This is a genomic window from Cohnella ginsengisoli (assembly GCF_029525555.1).
Classification (GTDB): domain Bacteria; phylum Bacillota; class Bacilli; order Paenibacillales; family Paenibacillaceae; genus Cohnella; species Cohnella ginsengisoli.
In genome coordinates this window covers 415,043-433,285 of record NZ_JAPDHZ010000008.1, presented here as the reverse complement: position 1 = coordinate 433,285, position 18,243 = coordinate 415,043, and the positions used below count along the sequence as shown (strand labels likewise).

16 protein-coding genes and 2 pseudogenes are annotated in these 18,243 nt (G+C 55.4%); 10 read left to right on the top strand and 8 right to left on the bottom strand.

The window, feature by feature from the left end; translation table 11 throughout:
• The first annotated feature begins 145 nt into the window (after positions 1-145).
• Entirely contained in the window at positions 146-1,072 is a 927-nt protein-coding gene (locus OMP38_RS32790; protein WP_277568783.1) for an ABC transporter substrate-binding protein, read from the top strand.
• Between the two features lie 227 nt (positions 1,073-1,299).
• Positions 1,300-2,028 (top strand): MBL fold metallo-hydrolase, encoded by a 729-nt coding sequence (locus tag OMP38_RS32785; RefSeq protein WP_277568782.1) that lies wholly within the window; start codon positions 1,300-1,302, stop codon positions 2,026-2,028.
• Between the two features lie 90 nt (positions 2,029-2,118).
• Here OMP38_RS32785 and OMP38_RS32780 read toward each other — a convergent pair whose 3' ends face one another.
• Positions 2,119-2,499 carry a MerR family transcriptional regulator gene (locus tag OMP38_RS32780; RefSeq protein WP_277568781.1) on the bottom strand — a complete coding sequence of 127 codons (381 nt, stop codon included), beginning with the start codon at positions 2,497-2,499 and terminating at the stop codon, positions 2,119-2,121.
• A 91-nt stretch (positions 2,500-2,590) separates the two neighbouring features.
• Here OMP38_RS32780 and OMP38_RS32775 point away from each other — a divergent pair, with 91 nt between their 5' ends.
• On the top strand, positions 2,591-3,421 hold the full coding sequence (locus OMP38_RS32775; protein WP_277568780.1) for an SDR family oxidoreductase: 831 nt from the start codon (positions 2,591-2,593) through the stop codon (positions 3,419-3,421).
• An 83-nt stretch (positions 3,422-3,504) separates the two neighbouring features.
• On the opposite strand, the gene OMP38_RS32770 is transcribed toward OMP38_RS32775, so the two are convergent.
• The 4 genes and pseudogenes from OMP38_RS32770 to OMP38_RS32755 form a co-directional block, all read right to left on the bottom strand.
• The gene (locus tag OMP38_RS32770; RefSeq protein WP_277568779.1) at positions 3,505-4,188 is read right to left on the bottom strand and encodes a sensor histidine kinase; all 684 of its coding nucleotides are present in this window, start codon (positions 4,186-4,188) and stop codon (positions 3,505-3,507) included.
• Between the two features lie 103 nt (positions 4,189-4,291).
• Positions 4,292-4,549: pseudogene (locus tag OMP38_RS32765) on the bottom strand (hypothetical protein); the annotation flags it as partial.
• Between the two features lie 46 nt (positions 4,550-4,595).
• Positions 4,596-5,282: a response regulator transcription factor gene (locus OMP38_RS32760; protein WP_277568778.1), complete on the bottom strand. Its 687-nt coding sequence runs from the start codon at positions 5,280-5,282 to the stop codon at positions 4,596-4,598.
• A 578-nt stretch (positions 5,283-5,860) separates the two neighbouring features.
• Entirely contained in the window at positions 5,861-6,349 is a 489-nt protein-coding gene (locus OMP38_RS32755) for a DedA family protein (protein ID WP_277568777.1), read from the bottom strand.
• A 239-nt stretch (positions 6,350-6,588) separates the two neighbouring features.
• Between OMP38_RS32755 and OMP38_RS32750 the strand changes: the two genes are divergently transcribed.
• Positions 6,589-8,244: an alpha-amylase family glycosyl hydrolase gene (locus OMP38_RS32750; protein ID WP_277568776.1), complete on the top strand. Its 1,656-nt coding sequence runs from the start codon at positions 6,589-6,591 to the stop codon at positions 8,242-8,244.
• Positions 8,245-9,061: 817 nt separating this feature from the next.
• Here the strand turns inward: OMP38_RS32750 and OMP38_RS32745 are convergent.
• Positions 9,062-11,089, bottom strand: coding sequence for a Na+/H+ antiporter (locus OMP38_RS32745; RefSeq protein WP_277568775.1), 2,028 nt, complete (start codon positions 11,087-11,089; stop codon positions 9,062-9,064).
• A 238-nt stretch (positions 11,090-11,327) separates the two neighbouring features.
• Here OMP38_RS32745 and ytxJ point away from each other — a divergent pair, with 238 nt between their 5' ends.
• Positions 11,328-11,666 carry a bacillithiol system redox-active protein YtxJ gene (gene ytxJ, locus OMP38_RS32740; protein WP_277568774.1) on the top strand — a complete coding sequence of 113 codons (339 nt, stop codon included), beginning with the start codon at positions 11,328-11,330 and terminating at the stop codon, positions 11,664-11,666.
• A gap of 308 nt (positions 11,667-11,974) precedes the next feature.
• Here the strand turns inward: ytxJ and OMP38_RS32735 are convergent, their stop codons facing one another.
• On the bottom strand, positions 11,975-12,766 hold the full coding sequence (locus OMP38_RS32735; RefSeq protein WP_277568773.1) for a hypothetical protein: 792 nt from the start codon (positions 12,764-12,766) through the stop codon (positions 11,975-11,977).
• A 499-nt stretch (positions 12,767-13,265) separates the two neighbouring features.
• On the opposite strand from OMP38_RS32735, the gene OMP38_RS32730 reads away from it, so the two are divergent.
• Positions 13,266-13,475: a hypothetical protein gene (locus tag OMP38_RS32730; RefSeq protein WP_277568772.1), complete on the top strand. Its 210-nt coding sequence runs from the start codon at positions 13,266-13,268 to the stop codon at positions 13,473-13,475.
• A 34-nt stretch (positions 13,476-13,509) separates the two neighbouring features.
• Positions 13,510-13,986, top strand: a complete 477-nt coding sequence (locus OMP38_RS32725; RefSeq protein ID WP_277568771.1) for a hypothetical protein — start codon at positions 13,510-13,512, stop codon at positions 13,984-13,986.
• Between the two features lie 20 nt (positions 13,987-14,006).
• On the opposite strand, the gene OMP38_RS32720 is transcribed toward OMP38_RS32725, so the two are convergent.
• Positions 14,007-14,438 carry a hypothetical protein gene (locus tag OMP38_RS32720; RefSeq protein WP_277568770.1) on the bottom strand — a complete coding sequence of 144 codons (432 nt, stop codon included), beginning with the start codon at positions 14,436-14,438 and terminating at the stop codon, positions 14,007-14,009.
• Between the two features lie 182 nt (positions 14,439-14,620).
• Between OMP38_RS32720 and OMP38_RS32715 the strand changes: the two genes are divergently transcribed.
• From OMP38_RS32715 to OMP38_RS32705, 3 genes and pseudogenes are all read left to right on the top strand, one after another.
• Positions 14,621-15,163 (top strand): YceI family protein, encoded by a 543-nt coding sequence (locus tag OMP38_RS32715; protein WP_277568769.1) that lies wholly within the window; start codon positions 14,621-14,623, stop codon positions 15,161-15,163.
• 76 nt (positions 15,164-15,239) lie between these two features.
• A pseudogene (locus OMP38_RS32710) lies at positions 15,240-15,960 on the top strand (response regulator transcription factor).
• A 441-nt stretch (positions 15,961-16,401) separates the two neighbouring features.
• Positions 16,402-17,337 (top strand): sensor histidine kinase, encoded by a 936-nt coding sequence (locus tag OMP38_RS32705; protein ID WP_420869806.1) that lies wholly within the window; start codon positions 16,402-16,404, stop codon positions 17,335-17,337.
• Positions 17,338-18,243: the final 906 nt, after the last annotated feature.

Below are 18,243 nucleotides of genomic sequence, written 5' to 3'. Positions count from 1 at the left end.
AGCGATTTATTCAAGTTTTGTCCTCGTATTGATGCTAACCCTGCTGTCAGGCTGCGGCTCCTCAGAATCCTCCGGTTCCTCAGCCTCATCAGGCTCCTCCGGCTCGGAGAGCAGCGGCGGCTCCAAGTCGGCCGACCCAATCACGGTGAAGATCGGCCTGCTCAAAAACGTGACCCATGCGCCGGCCTTCGTGGCGATCAAAAAGGGCTATCTGCAAGATCGTCTTGGCGCGAACGTGAAGGTCGAAGTACAGGGCTTCAACAACGGCTCCGACTTCTCGACCGCGATGGCGACAGGCGAGATCGATATCGGTTATGTGGGGCCGAGTCCGGTCATCAACCAATACGTCAGGAGCAAGAACATCAAGATCGTGTCCGGCGCGAACAACGGCGGCGCCGTGCTCGTGGCGAGGAAGGGTGCCGGCGTGACGAGCGTCAAGGACTTGGCGGGCAAGCTGGTCGCCGTCCCTACCAAGGGGAGCACGAACGAGATCTCGCTCCGTCTGCTGCTTCAGGAGCAGGGTCTAAAGGTGACGACGGACAAGAGCGGGGTGCAGATCATCGCGATGGCGCCGGCGGATACGCTGACGGCCATGAAGCAGGGCCAGGTCGACGCGGCGCTGTTGCCCGAGCCTTGGGGCACGCAGATCGCGAATGAAGGGATCGGCGAGATCGCCGTGGATTGGGATCAGGTTCCGCCGAACAAGGGGAACTATCCGCTTACGATCATCGTCGCAAGCGACGGCTTCCTGAAGGCGCATCGGGATCTGGCGAAGTCCGTCCTGCTCGCCAATGAGGATGCCATCCAATTCATCCAGGGCCACCCGGAAGACACGTATAAGCTGGTCAGCGACGAGCTGAAGGAACTGACCGGCAAGGGCCTGGACGCCGAACTGATCAAGGCCGCGCTATCGCACCTCAGCCTCACGACGAACATCGACCAAGAAGCATTGCAGGCCATGGCGCAGGTCGCGGTCGATGCGGGGTATATCAAGGACGTCGGCGCAGACGGCCTGGATCTGACCGGCTTGTACGATCTGTCGCTGCTGAAGGAGACGCAGGAAGGCAAATAGACGAACGAAGAGAGGGATGATCGCGATGACAGAAACGTATATTCAGCCGCAGGACAATCTGCGCCCGGACTACCATCCGCATCTGACCGTCGTTCTGCTCGGAACGGGTTCTCCCCGCGCCTTCTACGGGCGAGCGAAGCCCGGCGTCGCGGTGCTCGCGGGAGACAAGGCCTTCCTCGTCGATTGCGGGGGCGCCGCGGTGGACCAGCTGGTCAAGGCGGGGGGTCATGCCTCAGCGGATATCCGACGTCTTGTTCACCCATCACCATTACGATCACAACGGCGGATTTTTCGACGTGTTCATCACGAGCTGGCGGACGCATATTACCGCCGAACGGGTCTTTGAAGGCCGCTCGGTGCCCATGCAGGTGTACGGGCCGGAGACGACGAAGGCGATCATCGGCAAAATGCGGGAGTCGTTCGAGTTCGACGTCAAGCTCCGAATCAGCTATAACCTGTCGGACGAAGCGGGCTCGCGAATCGAGTATACGGAGTGCAACGAGGGCGTCGTCTACGACAAAGACGGCATCCGGATCACCGCCTTCGAAGTGGACCATCGCCCGGTCTATCCGGCCATTGCCTATAAGTTCGAGTATAACGGCAAGACGGTCGTGATCTCCGGCGATACGATACCGGTGGCGAATATGGAGAAACATGCGGCCGGGGCGGATCTGCTCGTTCACGAGGCGTACAACAAGCCCTGGCTGGACGCCCTCATTGCGCGATATCCGCAGCACGAGAAGGCGCTGTCGAACCCCGCCAAGTATCATACGACGACGCTCGAAGCGGCGCAGATCGCGCAGCGGGCGGGCGTCAAGCATCTGGTGCTGACGCATCACATTCCCGCGCCGGAGGCGAACCCGGCGGCGGAGCAAGCGTACATCGAAGGCATGGCCGATATTTACGCCGGTCCGATCACGGTCGGCAGGGACTTGATGGCCTTCGAATTGAAGTAACAGCCATTGTTTGCAGCAAGGGATGCGGGCACCTCCCGATCCGCGGCTCGGCCTGTTCCGGCTGATCGTCGAAGGTCAGCATCACCCGGGTCAACGATGCTTCTTTCCGGGGTCGTCCTGCAAGGCGACTTTGTATTCCAGCATCCGGTTAAGCGTGGCCAGCACTTGATCGTATTCTTCCTTCTTGCGCTCGATTTCTTTGATTTTGGATAAGACCCAGTCGATTCCCTGCTGCGTGGTCGTCGTGTTCGTATCCAGACCCTGCAGGATTTCCTTCAGTTCCGTGAGCGAACAGCCGACGGTTTGGAATCTCTTGACCAGCTTCAGACGTTCGATCGCCTCGTCGGCATAGTGGCGATAATTGTTGTTATCCCGCTCGACGTGACGCTCGTCCAATAGCCCTTCCTTCTCGTAATAACGAATGGTGTGAACCGATAATCCGACCCTGTCGGCGAGTTCCTGAATTTTCATGCGCGACGCTCCTTATTAACGGCTTGCCTTAGAGTCTACTCTATAGTTTACAGTGAAGTCGTGAGTATCAAAAGCCTAAGGAGAGATCAGCATGCGAATTTTTGTCACGGGAGCTACGGGGTACATCGGTTCGACCGTCGTCAGCGAGTTGATTCGGGCGGGTCACCAGGTCGTCGGCCTAACGCGTTCGGATCGCGGCGCCGCAGCGCTTGCGGCGGCGGGGGCCGAGGTACATCAGGGAACGCTTGAAGATCTGGATAGCCTTCAGCGGGGCGCGGCCGCTGCGGAAGGCGTCATCCACCTGGCGTTCAGGCACGACTTCTCCGATTTTGCCGGTTCGCTCGGCATGGATCTTCGTGCCGTCGAAGCGATGGGAGAGGCGCTTAAGGGCTCCGGCAAGCCGCTCGTCATTACGGCGCACGCGAACGGAGAGGCATCGGAAAACGCGGCGCTGGCGCTGAACGCGCAAGGCGTACGGGCATCGATCGTGTCGCTTGCGCCGACCGTGCACGGCGAGGGCGACAAAGGCTTCGTGCCGAGACTGATCGACATCGCCCGCGAGAAAGGCGTGGCCGCCTATGTCGGCGACGGGGCAAACCGTTGGCCGGCGGTACACCGCCTGGATGCGGCTTCCCTATTCCGCTTGGCGGTGGAGTCCGCTCCGGCAGGCGCGCGGCTGGACGGCGTGCACGACGAGGGCGTGCCGTTCCGCGACATCGCAAGCGTTATCGGCAAGCACCTGAACGTGCCGACTGCCAGCATTTCGCGCCAAGAAGCGGACGCCCACTTCGGCTTCCTCGGCATGCTGGCATCGCTCGACATCCCGCGGTCCAGCGCGCAGACGCAGTCGCTTTTGGGATGGCGACCTGTTCATGCGGCGCTTATCCCCGACCTCGAGCAGGGACACTATTTCTCCAAGTGAATATGACGCTCGTAAGCCGGCGGGTACCAGTTCCCGCCGGTTTTATCATTTTCCGGTTTAAAAAGCTTAATCACGCGGAAACCTCACGCTTCCGTATGTAAAGGCAGCGCTAACGTAAACGCATAATGACCGCCGTCATACGCAAGCGTCAGGCGGCCGCCCTGGCGCTCCGCAAGCTGCCTGGCAATGGCAAGGCCCAAGCCGGCGCCTACTTGAATAGGCGAATCCAGCTCCGCATTTTCCGTCTTATAAAAACGATCGAAAAGTCTAGCTTCCTGCTCTTTGGTAATCAGCTCGCCCTCGTTCTCAATCGTCAAATAAACAAAGGTCTCGTCGCAGTCGAGGCGAATATCGATTGCTTTTGGTTCGGTCGAATATTTAAGCGAATTCATGAGGAGGTTGTCCAGGATTCGAGCGATTTGCTCCGGATCAATTAGGACAGAGGCCCTTTTAATCTTGATCTCCGAACGAACGACCGTACGATGTTCCTCGGCGATGGGCACGAATTCGAATAGAACTTGCTGCAGCAGATCCCGCATATCCGCTTGCTGCTTCGCGAATATCATATCCCCGGAGGTGAGCCGGGTATAAACGAACAAGTCATCGATCAGCTTTTTCAACTGCTGCGCTTTGCTGAAGGCATTGTTGACGAAGCGATCGTATTCGCTCTCGTCCAGGTAGGATCTTTTTCGGAGTAAATCCAGATAACCGATCATGCTCGTCAGCGGCGTGCGCAAATCGTGAGAAACCCCTGTAATGAGATTCATTTTGGATTCCTCCGCTTCCTTTTCCTTGCCTTTTTTGCGTCGCGAGCTTATCGGCCATCAGATTAATGTTTTTCGCCAAATGGCCAAGTTCGTCTTCCCGGCGAATGGGTACCCTATAGTCGAAATTGCCCTGCGAAATGGAACCAAGCCCCTCCGAAAGAACCGAAAAGTATTTGATGATCCGCCTCGTCAGGAGGTAGAAAAACAAAAGAAAAACCAAGATAAAGACCGTTAGCGACGTGCCGACTAATAAGGGAACGTACGCCAGCTTTCCCTGCGGCGTGGCCGAATCGAGCAACTGTCCGATGAACGCAGTCGTGTACAGGCTGGTAAAGTAGGATAACACAACGGTCGCAACCATAGCGCCAAGAAAAGAATACCGCAAGCTCCGCTTTAATTTGAACGGCTTAACGATCCACTTTATAGCCAACACCCCAAACCGTCTTGACGTATTCCGGTTTTTTCGGATTGAGTTCAAGCTTTTCGCGCAAATTCCGGATATGCACCATGACCGTATTGTCCGTGTAGCCGATTCGCTCTTTCCACACGGCTTCGTAGATCGCCTCGGCGCTGAATACTTGCCCCGGACGAGCCGCGAGCAAATGAAGAATGGAAAACTCGAGCGGCGTCAGCATCGCTTCCTGGCCTCGGATCGATACAAAGTGCTTGGCCGTGTCGATCATCAACTCTCGAATGGCTATGCAATCGTGCGCGGCTTCAGGGGCGACAAGCATCTTCTGTCGCCGCAGCTGCGCCTTGACGCGGGCGATGAGCTCCATCGGATTGAAGGGCTTCGTCACATAATCGTCCGCGCCCGTCGTGAGTCCCACAATCTTGTCGAGATCTCCCTCCTTCGCGGAGAGCATGATGATCGGGACGGAATATCGTTCCCGAATGCGCATGCACGCTTTAATCCCGTCCATTCGCGGCATCATGACATCTAAGACGATCAGGTCGACCGTGCGCACCGCAAGCACGTCAAGCGCGTCCGCGCCGTCGCCCGCTTCAAGCACGTCGTAGCCTTCGTTGCGCAAGTAGACGTGGATCACGTCTCTAATTTCCGGATCATCGTCTACGACCAGAATTACGCTCATCGTACGCTCCCCTTTTTCTACAAACATATACAAACGCCGGGGGCAAATTCAAGGGCACGACAGAGATGCTTTCAATCTCGAAATGTTCCGAGAGCAGCTTTTTCATTTGCAGCGAATACTGAAAGGCAATCAACTTGCCCCCCGGTCTAAGCGCCTCTTGGCATTGCCGAATCAGTTGGAGCCGCATGATCGGCGAAAAGTTGTAAAAGGGCAGTCCGCTAAAAATATAATCCACCTCCCGTATATTGTGCTTCTGCAGCTGCGAAACTAATCCGAGCGCATTGCGCTCCCTGATGAAGCGGGGAAAATCCGACTGAAGCCTCTCCCCCCATCTCCTCCTCTTTTTCAAACAAGACGACGTTGCTTCCGGGCGATACGCATTGTGCGATGACCCGCGTAATCGCGCCCGTGCCGGATCCGATCTCGACGATATTCGCGGCGTGGCCCCAATCCGCGGCGGCAGCCATGCGACGGGCTAAAAAAACGCGAGCTAGGGATGACGCTTCCGATATATTTCGGATTATGGACGAACTTCTTAAAGAAAAGCATCGAATGATTTTTGGACATTCCGCCGCACCTCATTGGAAGATTTGAACGATCCGATGGCCGAACATGCAGCTAACGCCATACAGCGTGCCGATCCATACGATGGCGCTTGGATAGGAGACGAAGAGCATTCGCTTGAAGGGAACGCCGTTGATGCCGGCCAGAACCGTGACGAAGTAGCGAACCAGCGGAATGAGATAGCCGATCGATAAGGCCGTTCCGTTATGTTTGACGTAAAATCTCTCCGCTTTCCGGTAACCGTTGAAACGGCTTAATCGGTCCAAAAAACCGTACCTTCTGGCCAGCCTGCCGACCCCGTACCCGACGGTTACCGCGGATGTCATCCCGATCGCCATGGAAGCGAGCGTATACAGAGGGTGCAGCAACCCGTGAGCGGTCATGATGCCGGCGGCCAAAAGCGTCACCTCAGTGGGCACCGGAATTCCGAATGGGCCCAGGCAGAAAACCAAGAAAAGCACCGCATAGCCGTAATGGCTCACCAATGACATTATTTGTTCCATGCGCGTTCTCCTTTCGACTTCATTTCGCCCGATTGAGGACACGATCAGTTTAGGAAAAATAAATGAGTTCCTGCTTGGGATCTTTCTGAAGATATTCTGAAGGTTGAAATAAGGGGGGGAGGCGGCCCAATTACTGAAGTTCCACGACAGAATCGCATCAAGATCGATCGGGATCGGACATTGGAAACTCATTTTCATAAAGATACGATAGGAGGGAGTCTATTAGCGGAGGTCACATCATGCTGAGTCTATCCCCAACGAAGGGATCCAATGGCGTAAGATTTGTTTATTACTCGGATACGCCCGTTGAGCGCGTTGCCGTAGCGGGCACGTTTAATCATTGGAACGGCGATCGCAACTGGATGAACCGGATGGAAGATTCGTCAGGCTGGGAAATTGAATTGGCGATTCCGACGGGCAGGCATCTCTATAAATTCGTAGTGGACGGGGAGAAGTGGATGCTTGACCCGTTGAATCCGAGCATATCGGAGGATGGGCAGAACAACTCTGCGATTACGGTAACCGAAAACGGAGACTTACTGATCCGGACCAATGGGATTTCCGCACGCGACCCGGGCTATATGTATGAGAACTTCACGGCCCGCTCTAGTCCCGAATGGATGAAAAGGTCGGTCATTTACGAGCTTCATCTCCGCGCGTTTACGAATGGCGGCTTCCGGGGACTAACGGATCGGATCGGTTATTTGAAGGAGCTGGGGATCAATACGCTGTGGCTGATGCCGTTTAACGAAGTGGGGCAGGAACGCAGAATCGGTAAATACGGCGATCCCTATGCGGTAAAAGATTTTTATTCGATCGACCCCGAGTTTGGGACGAAAGATGATTTATTGCTCTTTATGCGGCAAGCCCATGCGAACGGCATCCGGGTCATTTTGGACTGGGTCGTGAATCGCGCCAGCGTGGATCATATTCTAACGGGGAAGCATCCGGAATACTTCACGCACAACGAACGAAATGAAATCTACTACGATGTGCCCCATCGCGAATATTTTGCCGGCCTGCAGTTCAGCAATCGCGATATGAGAAGATCCGTCATAGAAGCGATGAAATACTGGATTACCGCGTTCGATTTTGACGGCATTCGGCTGGATGACTCGGATATTACGCCCTATGATTTCCTCGTGGAGATCCGGCGGGCGCTGCAGGAAGTTAAGGCCGATCTCGCGCTGATCTCCCAATCCTACGATGAATATCATCATCTTGAAGCCTGCGATCTGACCTACGACGGCAATCCCCGCATCCTGATCCGCCAGATGATCGACAGGACGATTACGCAAGCTGAATTCAGCGCCATCTATCATTCTTACAAGTACAGCTTTCCTAAAGACGCGCTAAGAATGACCTGGCTCGAGGAGAAAGAACAGTCCAGAGCGTGGCGGCACTTGGGCGTGGCGTATGCGGCGCCTGCTGCATCGATCCTGCTCACCCTCGAAGGCGTTCCGCTCGTCATGATGGGACAGGAATTCAACGAGAATACGCTGGAAACATGGACTTCCTTATTCGATGCGTACAGGCTCAACTGGGCTTCGTTCGACGCAAGGCTGTTCGAGCACTATAAGTTCCTGATCCATCTTCGCACGAGCGAGCCGGCGTTCTGGGCGGGCACGCTAACGTTCATGCCCAGCTCGGAAAAAGTGGCGTTATCGTACGTCAGGGAGCATGAAGGCATCCGATTTTTGATCATCGTGAATTTGTCCGAGGAACCCGCGCGCGTTCGGTTTGAAAAGGAGAGCTTGGCAGGCGAGTTTATTAAAGATCAAAGGAATCTGCTCTACCGCACCGGGGGGCGCGAGATTAACGCCGAGAATGAAAGTTCGGCAGTATGGGCGGATCGCTATGAAACGATCATCTATAAAATAAGTGCGCGAGCATAAGAGAGCGCAAGCTCGACGATCGTGGATACCCGGACTTCCTTCTTCGTCGAGCTCAACGAGCCCGTTAAAAGGACAAAGCCATTTGATTTGACGGCGATCGCTGAGGATATCGGCGAGCTTCGCGAGAGGCTCTCCGGGTCGGCAAAGATTTCGTCGAGTTTATCAAGATGCCGGGGCGCCGGGTGCCTACGCTGTTTCCGTTAAATCAGTTTACCGAAGTCGTTTGCGAAGGCGAAGAGGAGTAGGAACGCGAACGACCCGCAAGGAGCGCGCACGAAGATCGAGCGCCCACTTTGCGGGTCGTTTTATGACTTTCGCTTATGAAAGTAACACCTCATACAGCGCCGACTCCACGATCCCGCCGCTATGGAGTCATAGCGGCGCTGAGGTGAATAAAATAGGAACAGATTAAAATCGACTGCCTTCTCTTCGCACATCCTCGTCCGTCCACAGGTAGGCGACGGATGCGGCATAGGATCGAACAGTTGGCCCAGGCTGTTTCGGCGCGATTCTCCATTGAGCCCGATACGAATATGGAAGACCTAAGAGACACGCTGGCTAAACGGGTTAGGCGAAGTCGTTCAATTCTACGATACGATGACCGGCGCCAGATCCATCGTCGATTACTACGTTGCAGGGCCCCACTTGCTCTGGGCGAAGAGAGCTTCCGCCTTTTCTTGCAATCCGGCGACGAGGAGCGGCCCGACGCGATTTGAAGGCCCCGCAGGACAAGCACGGGACGGAAAACCGCGGGGCCATTTTTCGAAAATAAGTACCGCGGATCTTCAACCAATACGGCGTACCGTACGCATCCTAGTCAAGCGCCTCGCTCAATAGCGTCGCCTCGCGCGTCCGAATCGTCCGGCGCAGCTTGTTGGCGACGTCGCGCGTGATTTCGTTGCGCTCGAACAGCGACTGCACTTCGTCCCGCTCGGCTTGAATGGCGATCCACTGCAGGTCGCGCCGCACTTCTTCGTCGCCTGCAGGGGGGCTTCCCGAACGAGTAAGGCGTCGTCAGCTTCGACAGTATATGCTCGTACTGGCTCATGACTGCCGACCTGGCTTCGCATTTGCGTTCCGAGCGGAGGGAGGACAGCGCCGCCTCGCAAGTCTGCACCTTCAGACCTCGGATCGCTTCCCGATCCGCCTGCGACAAGTCCCGTATCGCTTTGAATCGGGATTCTTGCTTGGTCAACAGCGCCTTCAGTTCGCGCGCCCAGAATTTTACCAGCAGCGTGAACAAATTCGTGCGAACGGACAATACCATCGACATTTGCTCCAGGTTCGTTTGGAACAGTACGGCTTGCGTCTCGGTGATCCGGTCTTCCCGCAGCAGCCTGTTCACCGTGCGCCGTTCCTCGTCGATCGCTTTGAGTCGCAGCTCCCGCTCTTCCAACTCGAATTGTCCGTGCTGCATGCGCAGCATGTCCAATTCCGGATTTCTGCGCCAGCGCTCGTAATCGGAGATGACGGACGCCGCCTCGACTTCGTTGTCTTCGGTCGTCGCGGAATGGACGGCGCGGATGGCGGCGCCCATGATCAGCCGTTCTCCCTTGCGCTCCGCAGCCGCGAGCTCCGCCGCTTTGTTGTGCGCAGGCTGCTGCGCGAACAGCGGCAGGAGCGCGCTCGCGGCGATGAGCGACAGCAGGATGACGACGGCCGACAGGAAAATGACGAGGCTTCGTTCGGGGAACGCCGCCCCGTTGTCCAGCAGCAGCGGGATCGAGAAAGCGCCCGCCAGCGTCACCGCGCCGCGTACGCCGGACAGGGCGGTCATCGCGAGCTTTCGGAACGAGACCTTGACGTTGGTTGCCGTCTTCTTGCCGATCCATCGACCGCCCCGAGAGAAGGCCAGCGCCCATAGAAAGCGAAGGACGAGAAGCATGAGGAAGATGACGACCGCGTAAGCGATCACCTCGCCGTTGTTCAGCGTCGGCTCCCGGAATACCTCGTTGAACACGCTCGGCAGCTGCAGGCCGAGAATGACGAACACCAGTCCGTTAAGGATGAAAACGATGACGGACCATGTGTTATCCGACAGCTCGTTGGACAAAGGCTTGATGCTGGACATCCGGTCGCGCTCGATCGCGTGCACGACGCCGCCGGCGACGGCGGCCAGGATGCCGGATACGCCGAGCCGCTCGGCTATCATATACAGCGCGAACGGCGTCAAGAGATGAATGAGCATATGCATCGTCTCGTCCTCGAGGCCCGACCGGCGGAGCCATATCCGGAAGCCGGAGACGAGCAGCGCCGTTACCGCGCCGACCCCGAGGCCGCCGATGGCGATGAAGAGGAAGCTGACGCTTGCGTTCGCCAGCGAGAAGCTGCCGGTGAGCGCGGCGGCGATCGCGAACTTGAAGGCGACGAGGCCCGACGCGTCGTTCATGAGCGCCTCGCCTTCGAGCAGGTGCATAAGGTTGTTCGGCAGCCGAATGCGGCCGGCGAGGCTGCTCACCGCGACGGCATCCGTCGGCGACAGGATGGCCGCGAGACCGAACGCGACGGGCAGCGGGATCGACGGGATCATCCAGTGGATGGCGTAGCCGATCAGGAACACGGTCGCGAACACCAAGCCGACGGCGAGCACAAGAATCGGCACGCGCAACTTCCATAGCTCGGATCTCGACACGTGCTTGCCGTCGTTATACAGCAGCGGCGCGATGAACAGCACGAAGAACAGCTCGGGCTCGAGATGCATATGCAGGCCGGACGGGATGGCGGCGATGACGATGCCGAGCGCGATCTGCATGAGCGGCACGGGCACGAGCGGGAATTTGCCGCTTAGGATATTGGATACGCCGACCAGCGCGAGTAGAATTAGGATCGTAAAAAATAATTCCATGGCAGCTCTGAACGTCTCCTTTTACATAGCTGGTGTTCGTCGGACTACGACTGCGTGTAGCCTGCGAGTTACTTGGAATTATTATACTCCATCCAGGAGAACGCGGGAGTGCCGATCCTGCATGAATAACAAAGCGAGTCATGCCAACGCGCTGCCGAGGCTTGCTTTCGTCCCGTCCTGCAATATGATACAATTCAATCCAATATTGGATCTTCAATAAACGAGAGAAGGTACGACGATGACCTGGAGAGAGATTTCGACGATCGACGAGTGGAACGCGGTGCTGGCCAAATCCGCCGAACGCGGACAGGTTATTTTAAAGCACAGCACGACCTGTCCTGTCAGCACCAACGCGCTGGGCGAATACGAAGCGTATCTGAAGGCTGCGCCCAATCCGGATGCGGACTATACGCTGGTCAAAGTCATCGAATCCCGCCCCGTGTCGAATCAGATCGCGGAGGATTTGAACGTCAAACACGAATCGCCTCAGATCATATACATCAAAGATAAGGCGAAGTATTGGAGCGCTACGCACTGGGCTGTGACAAAGGCGCACATGACGGCCGTTTTAGACTAAACTGAATTCGGCGATAGCTGCGGCTATCGTCTTTTTTATTGCTAATCCACTCCTGCTTAAAAAAACAACCGGATAGGTGGAAGAGGAATTAGTGGGAGCAGCACTGGCCAAAGGGGGGAACCGCATAGATGAAGCCGGATTACATCAACTTGGGTCCCGGCTGTTGTATGGGGCCGATATTAAAGTTAGTAGTAGAGAGGCAACTGGCAGGATGAGATGGTTGCCGATGGTTGGATGGAGTTATTCAGGAAGGCGACTTATTTATTGCCTATTGGCAGTATCTCGACATTTATTAGAAGTATTCACAATCATTGCGTTGATCCCAGCTGCTGGATTAAGTCCTCCCAAATTTGATAATATTCATATAAGCTTTCCCCGTTCGCTTTAAACTGTTCTATGAATAAGTACGGCTCTATCTTGCCATTTTCGTAGCCGCCGATTCGCTCTAACCATAAAGCGCGATTATTTTTCAGCGTCCAAACCCCGCCTCCCAGATTCGTTCTAAATACTTCGCCTAAGAAGAATGTGGCCTCCAACCTGATATCCGAAGCGCGATCCTGCGTCAGTAACTGTTCAAGTTGATTCAAACAGGACGGATCCTCCACTTTGAGATGATGGGCGCTGAAGAATGTATAGGCACTTTCCTGAAACGCTTCTGTCAGAATGGCGCTCAGCGGAATCGGGCAGGCCTCAGGTTGATTTTGTTCGAACCAAGCTAGCGCTTCGTTTTTCGATACGGCTACGATACTGAGCAATAAGCGCTCGAGAGATGCTTCGTCTTCGTAATGAAGCCATTCCTGATTAAGCGCTGCGAATTCAAGCAGATCCTCAAGATTCGCAAATCGGTCGCTTATTTCCTCCCAGGTTAAGACGGCCTGATTTTCCTTTCGTAAATCATGATACGAAATCATTTTACTGCCCGTAATGAAGTAAACCCTGATCGCATGTGGATACCAATCGCTTTGATCCAACTCAATTCGATCTTGATGTTCAGGGCTGTCTCGATAAAAGGTCCATATTTTCCGCTCATGCTCCAGTGCAAAACCCAATTTCTTTAGTTCGGGTGCGAGGAGTGTTTGAATGGCCTTTGTAAGATTCACCTGACAGCCTCCTCTTTTCGTGCAGCGTTGGAAGTCTATTCAACGGGTTCTACAGCAATGATTTCGATATCCTTGCAATATAGCTTGATTTCTTCCCTTTCATAATCGGTTATTCTATAATTCAGTTCATTCCATCCGTCGCCTCGAATATCCTGAACTTGCAAAAAAAATGAGTTGGATCTTCGATCCTCCGGAGTTAATTTCGTAGTTGCCTAACTCTTTAAATTGCGCCTTGATTAAATAGTTTTTGTTACCCATATACTCAAAGGTAATTTCAAGTATCGAAATTTCCTCGTCATATTTATTGCGTTCAAAAAAAGAATCGGTATTCTCTTATAAAGCGGCAGTTCGACCATGTAAAATCGGCGAGGGTATCTTGGATGATTTTGAAATTCATAATTTTATCCAAGTTCGTTATCCTTTCTGTGAGCCAACCACATTGTTGGTTCATGTCTGATCCTTAATTACCCTGACCCAGTCCATTCCGCGAGGTGCTCAGATGGGAAAAAGAAAATTCCTCTACATGATTTATAACGAGAACGAGCAATCCGTAACCTCGACGGGTATCGAATTTAAGGATTTTGTCCATGCCCTTCCAATCGAGCTTAGCCATATCCTGCTTCTTGCATCGGGGTATGCAGATGGGGATTTTCATGCAGGACTGAGAATGGAGTACGTCAAAAAAGGAGTCCCTGCAAGCTTTATATAAGGAAAACGTATATGCGTACGGCGATTTTTGTTGGGTGGACTTTGCTGAAGCGCCGGCCCTCGATCAGCTCGAGCCACAAGAGAAAGCGGAGTTGTTATATCTGGGTCACTATAAACAGCCGCTTAAAAGTCCGTTTTTCGATAAGCTCCGCAATCAGTTTACCTACCTGGCACACGATGACGGCTGGTTCAACAAGGTCTTTTATAAAGACGCCCGGCTGTACGCGGATATGCTGACGCGTCTGGTTGCAAACCGGTTAAAGCCGTATGGGATAGACGTGCCGCCCTTAGGTCAGGACGTTGGAGAACGGTTAACGGCATTCGCGAAGAACGGCGTATTGATCGAGAGTTCTAGGGTTGTTAAGTCGCATGCCGACGTGGAAATCCCACTCCACGTTATAGGAAAATTTATGGACTATGACGATCTGTATAACAACATCGAAAAATATAAGTCCGAAGCAAGATCGCAGCATTGGCTTGCGTATAAGGATGGGGAATGGTCATTACGGTAGCCAGATAGCCGCCCCATTTTTCAAGGATGCTCCCTTGTCTGCGCATACAGCCAGACGACTTTTTTAGCCCGCGACACCGCCTGCCTCTCGCTAAAGGGCGCATCCGCCAGCCACTGTTGATAATGTACGAGTTCATGAGCGATGGAGTGCAAATACCCGGCCAAAGCGTTATCCTTTCCAACCTCGATCAGCGATTCCTCGTAATCGCCGGTTGCGACCCGGATATAGGGTTCGTCGTTCTTGTCGTACGGGGCAAAGAAAGAGGCCGTGACTTGTTGGCGAGCGCGGGTTCGGATTCGGTAATCCTTTTTCAAATAGACGATGACTCGAATCGGGAATTCCATCGAGTGGCGCAGCCATTTTGCAAATTCGAGACAAGCCCTTCGTACCTCAGGATGGACACCGGACAAGCTCCTGATTCGCAGTCCTGTTCTTGCGGGAAAGTCCGCCATACGCATCACCTCCTTATCCATTACACCATGATCGCAGCCGAATAAGCGGCAATCTCATTTGGATCGGGGTCTTGCAGCGTATCAGCTTAACTTAGAGGCTGCTGACAATCTGTTGTCAGCAGCTTTTTTTATATAGTCGCCATATGCGATTCTCAACAACTTCGTAAAGGTGGAATTCATTCATGAGCAATTTGAAATGGGCAGTCGATCCGGACCACAGCTCCGTCGAGTTTTCGGTGGCGCATCTGATGATCAGCAGGATTAAAGGCGTCTTTGAGCAGTTTCAGGCGGACATAAGCTTCGATCCCGAGGCGCCGGCAAGCATGGGCATTCAGGCTTCCATCGAAGCAAACAGCATCACGACCCGCCAGCCGCAGCGAGACGCGCACCTGAGGAGCGAGGACTTTTTCCATGCGGAAAAGTACCCTGTCATCGCGTTTCAAAGCACAGGCTGCGTCCCGATAGGCGACAGGCAATTTGAACTTGCGGGCGACCTGACGCTGCATGGCGTCACCAGACCCGTCACCTTCCACGCCGTATTAGCAGGCTTCAACAATGACCCTCGCGGCCGGGAGCGCGTTGGATTCCATGCTACCGCCAGCATTGAGCGCCAGGAATTCGGCTTGACGTTCAACTCGCCGCTGGAGACGGGCGGGATCGTCGTCGGCAATGAAGTGAAGATCGAGCTCTATATCGAAGCCATCAAGGTGAGCGAACCATCCTAAAGGCAAGTTCGAAGGAGCGCGGTTCATTTCGAAATTCCGTCAGACACGCATGCATGCGCTTGCCCCGATTTCTGCTATGCTAACAGAAAGGCAGGGAACAGAAACGGGGGGAGCGGCGTTGAACCATCTGCTGCTGGCAGACGACGATCCGAGCATTCGAGCGCTGGTGCGATACGTGATGACCCGCGAAGGATTCAGCGTGCATGAGGCGCAGGACGGCGTAGAGGCGGTCAAAGCGCTGGAGCGGACGCCGATCGATATCGCGATCATCGATGTCATGATGCCGCATATGGACGGGCTGGAGCTGTGCGAGCATATCCGGCAGCAGTACGACATCCCGATCATCATGCTGACGGCCAAGGACCAGCTGTCGGACAAGGCGCAGGGCTATCTGAAAGGAACGGACGACTACGTGACCAAGCCCTTTGAGCCGGAAGAGCTGCTCTTCCGCGTCAAGGCGCTGTTCCGCCGCTACAGCCGCGTATCGAACGATATCATTCGGATGCACCGCATTACGATTGATCGCAAAAACGTCGAAGTTTCCGACGGCCAATCGGTTTTTTTTGCTGCCGATGAAGGAATTCGAGCTGCTGGCCCAGCTGGCCCAGTACCCGGGACGCCTATTTGCGCGCGATGAGCTGATCCGCCTCGTCTGGGGACCGGATTATGAGGGCGAAGACCGGACGGTCGACGTGCACATCAACCGGCTTCGCCAGCGGTTCGCCGATTATGCCGACGACTTCGTCATCCAGACGATCCGCGGGATCGGCTACAAGCTCGTGGTGGCGGAAAAATGAAGACCCTTTACTATCGCGTGTTTCTGATCACGTTAGCGGTGATCCTGGCCAGCAGCGTACTCGGCTTTCTCGCTTCAAACTATTATTACCATATCAAGCTCAAGCCCTTTAACGACAAGAAGCTCGTCTCCATCGCCGAACAAATGAAAGGGTTCATCGAGGCGGAGCCGGCCGGCATGGAGCGTTATCTTCGTCATGCGGCGGACCTGGGGTACGAGATCTACGTGACGGACGGGCAGGGGGGAATCGCTTTTCTACGGGAGAAGCTTCCGCGTCGAGGACCTGGACAAGCGGGATATCGACCTTGTTCTTGGCGGCGGCGTCTACCATGGCGTGGCGCAGTTCCCGAACAAGCCGTTCATCTCGGGCTTCTTCGACAATCGTCTGAGCAACACGGTGGGCGTGCCCGTCCAATCGTCCGCGAAGCGATACGCGCTGTTCATGCGGCCGGATGTGCTGCTGCAGTTCGGCGAGCTGCGGACCTTCTTCGCCCTGGTCGGACTGCTGACGATTCTCATCAGCATTTTATTCTTCCTGATCAGCACCCGCTATATCGTCAAGCCGATCACGAGGCTGACCGAAGCGACCAAGCGCCTCGCGCAAGGCCACTACAATCTTCGCTTGGCCACCGGCAGGCGCGATGAGATCGGCCAGCTGGCCGAGCATTTTATGACGATGACCGGAGAGCTGGAGCGGGTCGACCAGGCGCGCCAGCAGTTCGTATCGAACGTGTCGCACGAGATCCAATCGCCGCTCGCTGCCATACAGGGATTTGCCAAAGTATTGGCGCAGCACGATCTGCCGAAGGAAGAGCGCGAGCAATACGCCGCCATCGTCGAAGCCGAGAGCCGCCACCTGTCCATGCTTAGCAAGCAGCTGCTGCTGCTGTCCACGCTCGACCAAGGGGAGGATGCGCTGAACAAGAAGCGTTTTACCTTGAGCAGTCATGTCCGCCAAGCCGCGGAGATGCTGCAGTGGCAGTTGGAAGAGAAGGAGCTGCTGCTCAAGCTGTCCGTGCCGGATTCGATCGCGATCGACGGCGACGAGGTGCTGCTGATGCAGGTATGGACCAATCTGCTGGGGAACGCGGCGAACCATATACCGCCTGGCCGGGCGATCGAAGTCCGCGCGGAGCAGACGCAGTCGTTCACGCGCATCGTGATCGCGGATACCGGGGAAGGCATCGCGGCGGAGCATCTGCCCTTTCTGTTCGACCGGTTCTATCGGATCGACCGCGCGCGGGAACGCGCTTCGGGCCGGACGGGCTTGGGGCTGGCCATCGTGAAAAAAATCGTGCAGCTGCACGGAGGATCGATCGAGGTCGACAGCGCTTTAGGCGTCGGCACCCGCTTCACGGTCACGCTGCCGCAATTGTAATTTGTTATTTATGCGCCGTTTATATTCGCTTCCTAAACTGGGTTCATCAGAGGAGGGAAGCGCATGTATCTGGCGATTCGGGAAATGAGGTTTGCCAAAGTCCGTTATTCGCTCATCGCCGCGATCATCCTGTTGGTCGCCTTTCTGGTCCTGTTCGTCACCGGGCTTGCGCGGGGGCTTGCTTATGACAACGCGGCGTCGATTCAGAATATGGATGCTACGCATTTTGTGATGGAAAAGGGTTCGAATCACCGGTTCACCCGCTCGGAAGTCGGGGAGTCGCTGTTGAATCAGGCGGGCTCGATCGTAGGGGAGGAGAACGTCGAACCGCTAGGCGTTAAGATGACGACCGTGACGGCCGATGGAACCGCCCGGAAGCTGGACGTGACGCTGCTCGGCATGCGGGCGAATAGCTGGCTGATGCCCGCGGTGGCCGAGGGAGTGGCGATCTCGCCGCAAGCGCCGGGCGGCGTACTCGTGGATCGCAAGCTGAAAGACGCCGGGATCGGCCTCGGCACGGTCATCGTCGATCAAGCTTCGGGCTTGAAATGGACGGTCGGCGGGTTCGTCAGCCAGGAGTCCTTCAGCCATTCGCCGGCGGTATTCCTCGGCGCGGAGCAATGGGCGCAGCTTCAGCGCGTGCCGGCAGCGGGGCCGAAGGCGACGGGTGCGGCGGGCGATACGACCTACAGCGCGATTGCGGTCAAAGCGAGCAAAGCGCAGGCGATTAAGCTTGCCGCGGCGCTGCCGGCCGCCGAGATCGTCGCCAAATCGGATGCGGTGTCGGCGATCCCGGGCTATAAAGAAGAGCAGGGCTCGCTCTGGATGATGATCGTCTTTTTTGTTCGTCATCGCTTCATTTGTCCTGGCGGTGTTCTTCTATGTCGTCACCATCCAGAAGAGCAG

Excerpts from the sequence above, each read along its gene's own strand:
- OMP38_RS32730 (WP_277568772.1), top strand. The coding sequence starts at position 13,266 with ATGGGAAAAAGAAAATTCCTCTACATGATTTATAACGAGAACGAGCAA.
- ytxJ (WP_277568774.1), top strand. The coding sequence starts at position 11,328 with ATGACCTGGAGAGAGATTTCGACGATCGACGAGTGGAACGCGGTGCTG.
- OMP38_RS32775 (WP_277568780.1), top strand. The coding sequence starts at position 2,591 with ATGCGAATTTTTGTCACGGGAGCTACGGGGTACATCGGTTCGACCGTC.
- OMP38_RS32750 (WP_277568776.1), top strand. The coding sequence starts at position 6,589 with ATGCTGAGTCTATCCCCAACGAAGGGATCCAATGGCGTAAGATTTGTT.
- OMP38_RS32760 (WP_277568778.1), bottom strand. The coding sequence starts at position 5,282 with ATGAGCGTAATTCTGGTCGTAGACGATGATCCGGAAATTAGAGACGTG.
- OMP38_RS32785 (WP_277568782.1), top strand. The coding sequence starts at position 1,300 with ATGCCTCAGCGGATATCCGACGTCTTGTTCACCCATCACCATTACGAT.
- OMP38_RS32715 (WP_277568769.1), top strand. The coding sequence starts at position 14,621 with ATGAGCAATTTGAAATGGGCAGTCGATCCGGACCACAGCTCCGTCGAG.
- OMP38_RS32745 (WP_277568775.1), bottom strand. The coding sequence starts at position 11,089 with ATGGAATTATTTTTTACGATCCTAATTCTACTCGCGCTGGTCGGCGTA.
- OMP38_RS32720 (WP_277568770.1), bottom strand. The coding sequence starts at position 14,438 with ATGGCGGACTTTCCCGCAAGAACAGGACTGCGAATCAGGAGCTTGTCC.
- OMP38_RS32755 (WP_277568777.1), bottom strand. The coding sequence starts at position 6,349 with ATGGAACAAATAATGTCATTGGTGAGCCATTACGGCTATGCGGTGCTT.
- OMP38_RS32705 (WP_420869806.1), top strand. The coding sequence starts at position 16,402 with ATGCGGCCGGATGTGCTGCTGCAGTTCGGCGAGCTGCGGACCTTCTTC.
- OMP38_RS32770 (WP_277568779.1), bottom strand. The coding sequence starts at position 4,188 with ATGAATCTCATTACAGGGGTTTCTCACGATTTGCGCACGCCGCTGACG.
- OMP38_RS32780 (WP_277568781.1), bottom strand. The coding sequence starts at position 2,499 with ATGAAAATTCAGGAACTCGCCGACAGGGTCGGATTATCGGTTCACACC.